This window comes from Cellulosimicrobium sp. BMG9.22 (genome assembly GCF_059159975.1).
Genome location: NZ_JBZGBY010000002.1, coordinates 88,162 through 100,621 on the forward strand (window position 1 = coordinate 88,162; position 12,460 = coordinate 100,621).

10 protein-coding genes are annotated in these 12,460 nt (G+C 71.2%); 2 read left to right on the forward strand and 8 right to left on the reverse strand.

Translation table 11 applies throughout. The annotated features are described in order from the left end of the window. Window positions 1–81: 81 nt before the first annotated feature. From AC4H2H_RS02290 to AC4H2H_RS02315, 6 genes are all read right to left on the reverse strand, one after another. Window positions 82–1,221 (reverse strand): TerC family protein, encoded by a 1,140-nt coding sequence (locus AC4H2H_RS02290; RefSeq protein WP_494369199.1) that lies wholly within the window; start codon window positions 1,219–1,221, stop codon window positions 82–84. Next, a complete protein-coding gene (locus AC4H2H_RS02295; protein ID WP_494369200.1) occupies window positions 1,221–2,225 on the reverse strand; it encodes a TerC family protein in 1,005 nt (334 codons plus the stop codon). The genes AC4H2H_RS02290 and AC4H2H_RS02295 overlap by 1 nt, the downstream gene beginning before the upstream one ends. Window positions 2,226–2,492: 267 nt before the next feature. Then, window positions 2,493–4,601, reverse strand: a complete 2,109-nt coding sequence (gene uvrB, locus AC4H2H_RS02300) for an excinuclease ABC subunit UvrB (RefSeq protein WP_494369201.1) — start codon at window positions 4,599–4,601, stop codon at window positions 2,493–2,495. Between the two features lie 58 nt (window positions 4,602–4,659). Then, window positions 4,660–5,277, reverse strand: coding sequence for a pyroglutamyl-peptidase I (locus AC4H2H_RS02305; protein ID WP_494369202.1), 618 nt, complete (start codon window positions 5,275–5,277; stop codon window positions 4,660–4,662). After that, window positions 5,274–5,915, reverse strand: coding sequence for a dephospho-CoA kinase (gene coaE, locus AC4H2H_RS02310; protein WP_494369203.1), 642 nt, complete (start codon window positions 5,913–5,915; stop codon window positions 5,274–5,276). The genes AC4H2H_RS02305 and coaE overlap by 4 nt, the downstream gene beginning before the upstream one ends. 87 nt (window positions 5,916–6,002) lie before the next feature. Next, window positions 6,003–6,494, reverse strand: a complete 492-nt coding sequence (locus AC4H2H_RS02315; RefSeq protein WP_494369204.1) for a MarR family winged helix-turn-helix transcriptional regulator — start codon at window positions 6,492–6,494, stop codon at window positions 6,003–6,005. Between the two features lie 157 nt (window positions 6,495–6,651). Between AC4H2H_RS02315 and AC4H2H_RS02320 the strand changes: the two genes are divergently transcribed. Then, window positions 6,652–8,595 carry an ABC transporter ATP-binding protein gene (locus tag AC4H2H_RS02320; protein WP_494369205.1) on the forward strand — a complete coding sequence of 648 codons (1,944 nt, stop codon included), beginning with the start codon at window positions 6,652–6,654 and terminating at the stop codon, window positions 8,593–8,595. Between the two features lie 137 nt (window positions 8,596–8,732). Here AC4H2H_RS02320 and rpsA read toward each other — a convergent pair whose 3' ends face one another. Beyond that, window positions 8,733–10,238, reverse strand: coding sequence for a 30S ribosomal protein S1 (rpsA, locus tag AC4H2H_RS02325; RefSeq protein ID WP_494369206.1), 1,506 nt, complete (start codon window positions 10,236–10,238; stop codon window positions 8,733–8,735). Window positions 10,239–10,414: 176 nt separating this feature from the next. Beyond that, window positions 10,415–11,440 carry a 6-phosphofructokinase gene (locus AC4H2H_RS02330; RefSeq protein ID WP_494369207.1) on the reverse strand — a complete coding sequence of 342 codons (1,026 nt, stop codon included), beginning with the start codon at window positions 11,438–11,440 and terminating at the stop codon, window positions 10,415–10,417. A gap of 162 nt (window positions 11,441–11,602) precedes the next feature. On the opposite strand from AC4H2H_RS02330, the gene AC4H2H_RS02335 reads away from it, so the two are divergent. After that, the gene (locus tag AC4H2H_RS02335; RefSeq protein ID WP_494369208.1) at window positions 11,603–12,451 is read left to right on the forward strand and encodes a class I SAM-dependent methyltransferase; all 849 of its coding nucleotides are present in this window, start codon (window positions 11,603–11,605) and stop codon (window positions 12,449–12,451) included. Window positions 12,452–12,460 lie beyond the last annotated feature (9 nt).

Consider the following 12,460-nt stretch of genomic DNA (forward strand, 5'->3'; position numbering starts at 1 on the left):
GGCGGCCACCACACCCTGACGAAACCCGCCGGCACCGCGGACCGTGCCTCGCTCGTCCAGGAGGCACGGCAAGGCGCGGTGCTAGCGAGGCGTGCGGTCGTCCTCGCCGGACGTTCCCTCGGCGGGCGTCTCACGACCGACGAGCGCCGCGTCCACGGGCGCTCCCGTGACCGTGTCGACCGGCGTCGGCTCGGCCTCCGTCGTCGAACCGGCGTCCTGCGACGGTGCGGCAGGTGACCCGTCCGCGGATCGCGACGCGCGGGTGCGCAGGAGGCTGGCCACCGTGGTCACGGCGAGAGCACCGATGATGACGACGAGCGAGAGCCAGATCGGCACGGTCGGCACGGCCTCGATGTGCTCGCCGCCGTTGATGAACGGCAGCGTGTTCTCGTGCAGCGCCTCGAGGATCAGCTTGACGCCGATGAAACCGAGGATCACTGCGAGGCCGATCGGCAGGTAGACGAGCCGCTCGAGCAGGCCGCCCAGCAGGAAGTACAGCTGGCGCAGACCCATGAGCGCGAAGACGTTCGTCGTGAAGACGATGAACGGGTCCTGCGTCAGCCCGAAGATCGCCGGGATCGAGTCGAACGCGAACAGCAGGTCGGTGCTGCCGATCGCGAGGAAGACGATCACCAGCGGCGTGAAGACCCGCTTGCCGTCCTCGACCGTGCGCAGGCGACCGCCGTCGTACCGGGTCCCGAGCGGCAGCACGCGGCGCAGGGCCCGCACGGCGCGGTTCTCCTGGTACTCCTCCGGCTCGTCCCCGCCGGCGACGAGCTTGATCGCCGTGTACACGAGGAACGCGCCGAACAGGTAGAACACCCAGACGAACTGCGCGATGATCGCGGCGCCCGCGAGGATGAACGCACCGCGCAGCACGAGCGCGACGATGATGCCCACCATGAGCACGCGCTGCTGCTGGTCCCGCGGCACCGCGAACCTCGCCATGATGATGACGAACACGAAGAGGTTGTCGACGCTCAGGCTGTACTCGGTGAGCCACCCGGCATAGAACTCTCCCGCCGGCGCCGCGCCGCCCACCGCGCCGACGATCGCCCCGAACACGAGGGCCAGCGCCACGTAGAACCCCACCCACAGGGCGCTCTCGCGCATCGAGGGCACGTGCGGGCGGCGGCCGACGACGAACAGGTCGACGACGAGCAGGACCGCGAGCGCCGACAGCGATGCCCACTCGAACCAGAGCGGGAGCTCGTGGACCATCAAGAACCGTCTTCGATGCGAGCGTCCTCACGACGCTGGTCCGCCCGCGAGCGCGCGAGGCTCGCGACCGTGGTGACGGTGAGGACGACGAGGATGAAGCCCAGCGAGACGGGCGTGGAGATCTCCGGGATCGCGGTGATGTGCTCGCCCCCGTTGATGAACGGCACCTCGTTGGTGTGCATCGCGTGGATGACGAGCTTGATCCCGATGAAGCCGAGGATCGCGGCGAGGCCGTAGTTGAGGTAGACGAGCCGGTCGAGCAGCCCGTCGATGAGGAAGTAGAGCTGGCGCAGGCCGAGCAGCGAGAACGCGTTGGCGGCGAAGACGAGGTAGGTCTCCTGCGTGAGGCCGAAGATCGCGGGGATCGAGTCGACGGCGAAGAGCAGGTCGGCGCTGCCGATCGCGATCATGACGATGAGCATCGGCGTGATGTAGCGCTTGCCGTCGATCTTCGTCGTCATGTGGTCCTCGACGTACGAGTCCGTCGTCGGGAACAGCCGGCGCGTGAGACGCAGGAGGGCGTTCTCGTTGTACTCCTCGTCGTGGTCGGTGCCGGAGCGAGCCTGCGCGATCGCGGTCCAGATGAGGAAGGCGCCGAAGATGTAGAAGACCCAGGCCCAGTTCTCGATGACCGCGGCGCCGAGGAGGATGAAGATCGTGCGCAGCACGAGGGCGATGGTGATGCCGATGAGCAGCACCTTCTGCTGGTAGAGCCGCGGCACCCGGAAGCTCGTCATGATGAGGACGAACACGAAGAGGTTGTCCACGGACAGGCTCTTCTCGGTGATGTACCCGGCGAAGTACTCGCCGCCGTAGGTGCTGCCCCACACGATCCACACGATGACGCCGAAGACGAGCGCGATCGCGACGTAAGCGATGGACCAGCGGGTGGCCTCGCGCAGGCTCGGGGCGTGCGGCGTGCGCACGTGCCCCACGTAGTCGACGGCGAGCATCGCGAGGATGACGCCGACGGTGACGATCCAGACCAAGACGGGGACGTCCATGCAGAAACCTCCGGCACGTAGCACTGAGTACCGAAGGTCTCTTCCGCCACGCACCGCCACGCGCACCCGCACGGGACGCGGGCTGGTGGTTGCGGGACCGGTGACACCGGGCCGACGACTGCGCCGACCGTGATGACGACATCACCGCTTGGGAATACTCCCCCTCGCTGAGGTGCCAGCATAGGCCACACCGGCACCGACCGTCACAACGTCCACAGGGCGCGAGATCTTCCGTCCGGACCGGTCGCGCGGACGCCGGGCCTGCCGCTACGCCGTCGCGGCCTGCATCTGCCGCAGCTCCTTCTTGAGTCCAGAGATCTCGTCGCGCAGTCGCGCGGCGAGCTCGAACTGCAGCTCGCCCGCCGCGGCGTGCATCTGGTCGCTCAGCTCCTGGATGAGGTCCGCGAGGTCGCTCGCGGCGGCCCCCGCGAGCCGGTTCCCCGCCGTCGCGCCCTCCTTGGGCCCGCCCGGCACGGGGGCCCTGCCCTTCTGGCCCTTGCCCGGCTGCCGGTAGCCGCCCGCCAGGAGCTCTGCCGTGTCGACGTCCTCGCGCGCGAGCATGTCGGTGACGTCCGAGATGCGCTTGCGCAGCGGCGTCGGGTCGACCCCGTGCTCGAGGTTGTACGCGACCTGCTTCTCACGGCGTCGTTCGGTCTCCTCGATCGCCGCGGCCATCGCGGCCGTGATCCGGTCCGCATACATGTGGACCTCGCCGGAGACGTTGCGCGCCGCGCGCCCGATCGTCTGGATCAGCGACTTGGGCGAGCGCAGGAAGCCCTCCTTGTCGGCGTCGAGGATCGCGACGAGCGACACCTCGGGCAGGTCGAGGCCCTCCCGCAGGAGGTTGATGCCGATCAGGACGTCGTACTGGCCGAGGCGCAGCTCGCGCAGGAGCTCGACGCGCCGCAACGTGTCGACCTCGGAGTGGAGGTACCGGACCCGTACGTCCTTCTCCAGCAGGTAGTCCGTGAGGTCCTCGGCCATCTTCTTGGTGAGCGTCGTGACGAGCACGCGCTCGTCGCGCTCGACGCGTTCGCGGATCTCGTGCAGCAGGTCGTCGATCTGCCCCGTGGTGGGCTTGACCACGACCTCGGGGTCGACGAGCCCGGTGGGACGGATGATCTGCTCGACGACGCCGTCCGACATCGAGAGCTCGTAGTCGCCGGGCGTCGCCGACAGGTACACCGTCTGGCCGATGCGCTCGACGAACTCCTCCCAGCGCAGGGGGCGGTTGTCCATCGCGCTCGGCAGCCGGAAGCCGTGGTCGACCAGGCTGCGCTTGCGCGACATGTCGCCCTCGAACATCGCGCCGATCTGCGGCACGGTGACGTGCGACTCGTCGATGACGAGCAGGAAGTCCTCGGGGAAGTAGTCGAGGAGCGTGTTGGGCGCCGTCCCGGCCTCACGGCCGTCGATGTGCCGCGAGTAGTTCTCGATGCCCGAGCAGGTCCCGATCTGGCGCATCATCTCGATGTCGTACGTCGTGCGCATGCGCAGCCGCTGGGCCTCGAGCAGCTTGTTCTGGGTCTCGAGCTCGTCGAGCCGCTCGGCGAGCTCCGCCTCGATCGAGGAGATCGCCCGCTCCATGCGCTCCGGGCCTGCGACGTAGTGCGTGGCCGGGAACACGTGGATGCTCGGCACCGAGCGGACGACGTCGCCCGTGAGCGGGTGCAGGGTCTGGATGCTCTCGATCTCGTCGCCGAAGAACTCGATGCGGATCGCGAGCTCCTCGTACACCGGGATGATCTCGACCGTGTCCCCCCGCACCCGGAACGTGCCGCGCGTGAACGCCATGTCGTTGCGCGTGTACTGCATCGTCACGAACTGGCGCAGCAGGTCGTCGCGCTCGACCTGCATGCCGACGTCGAGGCGGACCATGCGGTCGACGTACTCCTGCGGCGTGCCCAGGCCGTAGATGCACGAGACCGAGGCGACGACGATCACGTCCCGGCGCGTGAGCAGCGAGCTCGTCGCCGAGTGCCGCAACCGCTCGACCTCGTCGTTGATCGACGAGTCCTTCTCGATGTAGGTGTCCGTCTGCGCGATGTACGCCTCGGGCTGGTAGTAGTCGTAGTAGGAGACGAAGTACTCGACGGCGTTGTTCGGCAGCAGCTCGCGGAACTCCGTGGCGAGCTGCGCGGCGAGGGTCTTGTTGGGGGCCATGACGAGCGTGGGACGCTGGAGCTCCTCGACGAGCCAGGCCGTCGTCGCCGACTTGCCCGTGCCCGTCGCGCCGAGGAGCACGACGTCCTTCTCCCCCGCGCGGACACGCCGGGAGAGGTCCGCGATCGCCGTGGGCTGGTCGCCCGACGGCGAGTACTCGGAGATCACCTCGAAGGGGGCGGCGGCTCGCTGGAGGTCGGTCACAGGACGCATGGAGCCACCGTACGTCCGACCACCCACACGCGGGCCCTGCCAGGAGCGAGCGTGCCCGTCAGCTCTCCGTCCCGGCCGCGAGCGCCGGCTCGGGCGCGCCCGCGAGCGCCGTGCGCAGCACCACCGCGACGGCACGCACCTGGCCCTCGAGGGGTAGACGATCCACCTCCGGGACGTGCACGAACCCGGCACGGAGCCCCGGCGCTCCGCTCGCGTGGTGCATGAGGGCGTAGAACGTCGCGTTGCACACGTACGTCCCGGCCGTGCTCGACACCTCGGCGGGGAGCCCGAGGTCGCGCAGCGCGGCGAGCGACGCCTTGAGGGGCAGGCCGCTCCAGTAGGCGGCGGGACCGCCGTCGACCACCGGGACGTCGACGGGCGCTGCGCCCGCGTTGTCGGGGATGCGCGCGTCGACGACGTTGATCGCGACGCGCTCGAGGCGCACGCGGGCGCTGCCGCCGGCCAGGCCGAGGGCGACGACGACGCGCGGCTCGTGCCGCCAAACCGCCGCCTCGAGCGCGGGCCACGCACCCGCGAAGGTCACGGGCAGCCGGGCCGCGACGACGTGCGCGCCGACGAGGTCCTCGCCCGACGAGGCGAGGCGGGCGGCGACGTCCCAGGACGGGTTGGTCGCCGCGCCGTCGAACGGCTCGAACCCGGTGACGAGCACCGTCACGCCTGGTGCTCCTCGAGCTCGGCCGTCGCCTCGGCGTCGACCTCCGTGCGCACGCGCTCCCAGAACGCGTCGACCTGGGTGCGCAGGGCGTCCGGCGAGCCACCGCCGTCGAGGGTGACGTCCGCGACCGCGAGGCGCGTCGCGTCGTCGGCCTGGGCGGCGATGCGGGCGCGGGCCTCGTCCTCGCCCAGCCCGCGGCCGTCCACGAGCCGGCGCAGCCGGGCCTCGAGCGGCGCGTCGACCACGACCACGCAGTGGAAGTGCGACGGGTCGCCGGTCTCGACGAGGAGCGGGATGTCGTGCACGATGACCGCCCTGGGGTCCCCGGCGCCCGCCGCGGCCTCGCGCTCGGCAGCGAGCCGGCGGACCTCGGGGTGCACGACGGCGTTGAGGCGCTCGCGCGCGGCGTCGTCCGCGAACACGAGACGACCGAGCGCCGCCCTGTCGAGGGAGCCGTCCGCGGCGAGCACAGCCGGTCCGAACGCCTCGACGACCTCGTCGAGGCCGAGCGTCCCGGGGGCGACCGCCTCCCGCGCCAGTCCGTCGTAGTCGATCACGACGGCGCCCAGCTCGGCGAAGCGCTCCAGCGCGACGGACTTCCCCGCCGCGATACCTCCGGTCAAGCCGATGCGGAACATGGGCCCATCCTGCCAGTCACGGCTCTCGCGCGCCGTCGCACGGGCCTGCACGAGCCGGCACCCGGCGGGCGCTCGGCGGACAGAGCATCAGTGCGTGGCACCCTCGCCGGCGACGGCACGCAGGAGCCGCAGCAGCTCGCGGCGTTCCGCGTCGTCGAGGCGCGCGAGCAACGTGCCCGCGCTCGACGAGCGCTCGGCCCCGACCTGCTCGACGAGCTCGCGTCCGCGCACCGTGAGCTCGACGAGGGTCGCCCGCCGGTCGTGCGGGTCGGGCGCGCGGCGCACGAGCCCGGCCGTCTCGGCGTCGTCGACCTTGGAGGTCACGGAGCGGGGTGCGACGTCGAGCGCCGACGCGACCGCTCCGAGCCGGCACGGCCCGTCGCACCGGGCGAGGAACCGCAGCAGGCGGAACTGGCCGGGCGTGGTGCCTGCCGGCTCCAGGCGCTCGCTCGCCTCGCGCCGGACCGTGCGGAGCGCTGCGTGCAGGAGCGAGAGGAACTCGCCCGCCTCGTCGATCGAGGGGATCGGGTCGTTGGTCGTCACGCCGTCCGCAGGGCGCGCGCTCGCATCGCTCGTCACGCCGCCGAGCGTACCCGCGATCACCACGCTTGTGCACCCGACTCATTGTGAGTTAGACTCACCAACGTCCGCGCGAGCGGTCCACGAGACCCGCGCCCGCCTGCCGGCCGACACGTCGCCGCGGACGATCGCGCCCCTCCCCCGTCCAGGAGGCCCCATGTCGTTCACCTCTTCCCTTCCCGGCTCCGGCGGCGGGCGCGGCATGCGCTCGTTCCGCCAGGACTCCTCCGTCGCGTCACGACGGCTGCACCGCGGCACGTTGCGCCGCGTCCTTACGTTCGCGCGGCCCTACCGGCGCCAGCTCTCCGCGTTCCTCGTCGTCATCTCGATCGACGCGGCCGCCGGCGCCGTCACGCCACTGCTGTTCCGGCGGATCATCGACGACGGCATCGTGGACGGCGACGTCGGCGTCGTCGTCACGCTCTCCCTCGTCGCCGCGGGGATCGCGATCCTGTCGGGCGGCCTCGGCGTCGTGCAGCGCTGGTTCTCCTCGCGCATCGGCGAGGGCCTCATCGTCGACCTGCGCACCGCCGTCTTCGACCACGTCCAGCGCATGCCGCTCGCGTTCTTCAGCCGCACCCGCACGGGGGCGCTCGTCCAGCGCCTCAACGGCGACGTCCTCGGCGCGCAGCAGGCGTTCACGTCCACGCTGTCGAACGTCTTCTCGAACCTCCTCACGGTGGTCTTCGTCCTCGCGGCGATGCTCTCCATGTCGTGGCAGCTCACCCTCCTCGCGCTCACCCTCCTGCCGGCGTTCGTCCTCCCCGCACGCTGGGTCGGCAAGCGCCTCGCGGCGATCACGCGCGAGAGCTACGAGCTCAACGCCGAGGCCGCGCAGACGATGAACGAGCGGTTCAACGTCGCCGGAGCGCACCTCGTCAAGGTCTTCGGCGACCCGGCCCGGGAGTCGTCCCGCTTCGCGACCCAGGCGGGCCGCGTCCGCGACATCGGCGTCAAGCAGGCCATGTACGGCACCGTGTTCCGCGTCGGCCTCACCGTCGTCGCGTCGGTCGCCGTCGCGATCGTCTACGGCCTCGGCGGCGTCATGGCGATCTCGGGCTCCCTCACCGTCGGCACCGTGGTCGCGCTCACCGCCTACCTCGGGCGCCTCTACGGTCCGTTGACGGCGATGTCGAACGTCCAGGTCGACGTCATGACGGCGCTCGTGAGCTTCGAGCGAGTCCTCGAGGTGCTCGACCTCGAGCCGACCGTGACCGACGCGGACGACGCCGACGACCTCGGCGAGGACATCGCCCGGCACGGCGCGAGCCTCGAGCTCGACGGCGTCACCTTCCGCTATCCGAGCGCGTCCGAGGTCTCCCTCGCCTCCCTCGAGTCGGTCGCGATCGAGGGTGCCGACGCGACCTCCGACACGCTGCACGACCTGTCCTTCTCCGTCCCCGCGGGAGCGATGGTCGCGCTCGTGGGCTCGTCGGGCGCCGGCAAGACGACCGTGTCGCAGCTCGTCACGCGCATGTACGACCCCACCGCCGGCGACGTCCGCATCGCAGGTCGAGACCTCCGCGACGTGACGCAGGCGAGCCTGCACGACGCCGTCGGCGTCGTCACGCAGGAGGCGCACCTCTTCCATGACACGATCGCGGAGAACCTGCGGTACGCCAAGCCCGACGCGACCGACGCCGAGCTCGAGGCCGCCCTGCGGCGCGCGCACGTGTGGGACGTCGTCGCCGCCCTGCCGTCGGGGACGGGCACCGTCGTCGGCGACCGCGGCTACCGGATGTCCGGCGGCGAGCGTCAGCGGCTCGCGATCGCACGTGTGTTCCTCAAGGCACCGCACCTCGTCGTGCTCGACGAGGCGACGGCGCACCTCGACTCGGGGTCGGAGGCCGCGGTCCAGGCCGCCCTCGCCGAGGCGCTGCGCGGGCGCACGTCCCTCGTCATCGCCCACCGGCTGTCGACGGTTCGCGAGGCCGACCTCATCGTCGTGCTCGACGCGGGCCGGGTCGTCGAGACGGGGACGCACGACGAGCTGCTCGCGCGTGGCCGCCGGTACGCCGAGCTCTACCGCACGCAGTTCGCGGACTCGCCCGAACGGCCGGCGACGTCTCCCTCGGTCGAGCGAGAGACCACCGCGGTCTGACGTCCGGACCGCCGCGCTCGTCCCCCCGCCCGGCGCGGGAACGGCCGCGGGGGCACGGCGAAAGGCCCGCCACCCCGAGGGGTGGCGGGCCTTCGTCGACTCGTCGACGTCCCGCCCGAGGGCGGGACATCACGGGATCAGTTGCCCGTGAGCTTCTCGCGGAGCGCGGCGAGCGCCTCGTCCGAGGCGAGCGTGCCCGTGGCCTCGGCGGCCGGGGCCGACGAGTAGGACGTGCTGCTCGACGAGGACGACGACGAGGACGAGGACGACGAGGAGGACGACGGACCCGAGTCGCCCGACGCGGCGTCGATGTCGGCCTTGACGGCCTCGGCGACCTGCTTGCGGTGCGCCTCCCAGCGCTCGTGCGCCTTCGCGTACTCCGCCTCCCAGGCCTCACGCTGCGTCTCGAAGCCCTCGAGCCACTCGTTGGTCTCCGGGTCGAAGCCCTCGGGGTACTTGTAGTTCCCCTGCTCGTCGTACTCGGCAGCCATGCCGTACAGCGCGGGGTCGAAGTCGTCCGACTCCGGGTCCACGCCCTCGTTGGCCTGCTTGAGCGACAGCGAGATGCGGCGACGCTCGAGGTCGATGTCGATGACCTTGACGAACACCTCGTCACCGACGTTGACGACCTGCTCCGGCAGCTCGACGTGGCGCACGGCCAGCTCGGAGATGTGCACGAGGCCCTCGATGCCGTCCTCGACGCGCACGAACGCACCGAACGGGACGAGCTTGGTGACCTTGCCCGGCACGACCTGGCCGATGGCGTGCGTCCGGGCGAAGGTCTGCCACGGGTCCTCCTGCGTCGCCTTCAGCGACAGGGAGACGCGCTCGCGGTCGAAGTCGACGTCGAGGACCTCGACCGTGACCTCCTGGCCCACCTCGACGACCTCGGAGGGGTGGTCGATGTGCTTCCAGGACAGCTCGGAGACGTGCACGAGACCGTCGACGCCGCCGAGGTCCACGAACGCACCGAAGTTGACGATCGAGGAGACGACACCGGGGCGCACCTGGCCCTTCTGCAGCGTCTGCAGGAAGGTGGAGCGGACCTCCGACTGCGTCTGCTCGAGCCACGCACGACGCGACAGGACGACGTTGTTGCGGTTCTTGTCGAGCTCGATGATCTTCGCCTCGATCTCCTTGCCGACGTACGGCTGGAGGTCGCGGACGCGACGCATCTCCACGAGGGAGGCCGGGAGGAAGCCACGCAGGCCGATGTCGAGGATGAGCCCACCCTTGACGACCTCGATGACGGTGCCGGTGACGACGCCGTCCTCCTCCTTGATCTTCTCGATCGTGCCCCAGGCGCGCTCGTACTGCGCACGCTTCTTGGACAGGATCAGACGGCCTTCCTTGTCCTCCTTCTGGAGGACGAGGGCCTCGACCGCGTCGCCGACGTTGACGACCTCACCGGGGTCCACGTCGTGCTTGATGGACAGCTCGCGGGAGGGGATCACGCCCTCGGTCTTGTAGCCGATGTCGAGAAGGACCTCGTCGCGGTCCACCTTGACGATCGTGCCTTCGACGATGTCGCCGTCGTTGAAGTACTTGATGGTCGCGTCAACGGCGGCGAGGAAGTCCTCCTCGGTGCCGATGTCGTTGACGGCAACCTGGGGTGCGGACTTCGCGGGGGTAGAGATGGTCATTGAGTTCGATGCTCCGATGCGGACAGGTGAAGTTGAGCGGGTAGGGTTTCGCGGTGCGCGACCCCACCACCGGGCCGGACGACGCTGTAGCGTCGAGCTCGGCGTGACGGCGGGCGCAATGCACCGCCGTCCACCTTATCCGGGCCCGGCCCTGCGGGTCAACGCGGACCCGCGCCTCATGCGAGGACGCGTGCGACCCGCAGCAGCTCGTCGGGGACGCGCTTCGGTCGGCCGGCCACCTCGGCGAGCGGCACGAGCTCGACCCGCTCGCCGCGCAGCGCGGTCATGACCCCTGAGGTCCCCGCGCTCACCGCGTCGACCGCCGCGACGCCGAACCTGCTGCCCAGGATCCGGTCGGTCGGTGTCGGCTCCCCGCCGCGCTGCACGTGCCCGAGGACCGTGAGCCGCGTGTCGAACCCGGTCCGCTGCGCGATCTCCGCGCTCACGCGCTCTCCCACGGAGCCCGCGACGATCTCGCCGAACCGACCGAGCTGCTGCGTGAACTCCATCGACGAGCCCTCGCGCGGGACCGCGCCCTCCGCGACCACGACGATCGAGAAGTTGGCGTGCGCGCGGTGCCGGTGCCGCAAGAACTTCACGACCTGCTCGATGTCGAACGGCTGCTCGGGCGCGAGCACGACCTCGGCCCCGCCGGCGATGCCCGCGTTCACGGCGATCCAGCCGGCGTGGCGGCCCATGACCTCGACGACCATGACGCGGTTGTGGCTCTCGGCCGTCGTGTGCACGCGGTCGATCGCCTCCGTCGCGATGTTCACCGCGGTGTGGAACCCGATCGACAGGTCGGTGCCCTCGACGTCGTTGTCGATCGTCTTCGGGATCGCGACGATCGGCACGCCCGCCTCGGCGACCTTGCTCGCGGCGTGCAGCGTGCCGTCGCCGCCGATGCAGATGACGGCGTCGAGCCGCTCGGCCTCCACCGTCGCGAGCACGGCCTCCATGCTGCCGTCCTCGGCGCTCGGGTGGAAGCGCGCGGTGCCCAGCAGGGTCCCGCCCACCGGCAGCACGTTGCGGATGTCCTGTCGCCCGAGGGGGTGCACGTCGCCGTCAACGACGCCGCGCCACCCGTTGCGGAAGCCGATGATGGTGTGCCCGTACTCCCCCGTCCCCTGCTTGACCACGGCCCGGATGGCCGCGTTCAGGCCGGGGCAGTCGCCTCCGCCGGTGAGAAGTCCGATGCGCACCTGGTTCTCCGTCTCGTCGTCGTGTCGCGCGACCTCGCGCTCGGTGGCGGCGTCGACGGAGGTGCCGACCTCCGCGGCACCGCGTCCGCGTCCAGCCTAGTCAGGCGCGGCGCGCAGGTCGGCGCCCGTCCCGGTCCGCGGGCAGTCCGCGAGAATGACGCCATGAGCAGTCCCTCGTCACCCGGCTTGCCCGCCTCCCCCGAGCACCTCGGCCCGACGGCGCACGCGGGCTATCGCGACGTTCCCGCCACCGAGGGCGGCCGGGCCGGACGGACGTGGTGGGACGCGAACGCGGCGGAGTACCTCGACGAGCACGGCGCCTTCCTCGGCGCCACCGACTTCTGCTGGTGCCCGGAGGGGCTGCGCGAGCGTGACGCGAGGCTGCTGGGGGACGTCGCGGGCCGACGCGTGCTCGAGGTCGGCTCGGGTGCGGCGCAGTGCTCCCGCTGGCTCGCGACCCAGGGCGCGCTCGTCGTGGCCACGGACGTCGCGGGCGGCATGCTCGCGGCCGGGGCCGCGCTCGACCGGGAGACGGGCGTGCGCGTCCCGATGGTCCAGGCCGACGCGCGCCAGCTGCCGTTCGCCGAGGCGAGCTTCGACGTCGCCTTCACGTCGTTCGGCGCGATCCCCTTCGTGCCCGAGGTCGACGCGGTCCACCGCGAGGTCGCGCGGGTCCTGCGCCCCGGTGGCACGTGGACGTTCTCGGTGACGCACCCGCTGCGCTGGGCGTTCCCCGACGACCCGAGCGAGCACGGCCTGACCGCGCACCGCTCCTACTTCGACCGCCGCCCGTACGTCGAGACCGACGACGCCGGTCGCGTCGTGTACGCGGAGTACCACCGCACGCTGGGCGACCACGTGCGGGAGGTGGTCGCCGCCGGGTTCGAGCTGCGCGACGTCATCGAGCCCGAGTGGCCTGCGGGCAACTCGAACGTCTGGGGCGGCTGGGGACCCGTGCGCGGTGCCTACCTGCCGGGCACGGCGATCTTCCGCACCCGGCTGCCCGGCTGACGCCTGCGC

Bases quoted from the DNA above. Each gene is read 5' to 3' on its own strand.
- AC4H2H_RS02290 (WP_494369199.1), bottom strand. From the start codon at position 1,221: ATGGTCCACGAGCTCCCGCTCTGGTTCGAGTGGGCATCGCTGTCGGCG.
- AC4H2H_RS02295 (WP_494369200.1), bottom strand. From the start codon at position 2,225: ATGGACGTCCCCGTCTTGGTCTGGATCGTCACCGTCGGCGTCATCCTC.
- uvrB (WP_494369201.1), bottom strand. From the start codon at position 4,601: ATGCGTCCTGTGACCGACCTCCAGCGAGCCGCCGCCCCCTTCGAGGTG.
- coaE (WP_494369203.1), bottom strand. From the start codon at position 5,915: ATGTTCCGCATCGGCTTGACCGGAGGTATCGCGGCGGGGAAGTCCGTC.
- AC4H2H_RS02320 (WP_494369205.1), top strand. From the start codon at position 6,652: ATGTCGTTCACCTCTTCCCTTCCCGGCTCCGGCGGCGGGCGCGGCATG.
- rpsA (WP_494369206.1), bottom strand. From the start codon at position 10,238: ATGACCATCTCTACCCCCGCGAAGTCCGCACCCCAGGTTGCCGTCAAC.
- AC4H2H_RS02335 (WP_494369208.1), top strand. From the start codon at position 11,603: ATGAGCAGTCCCTCGTCACCCGGCTTGCCCGCCTCCCCCGAGCACCTC.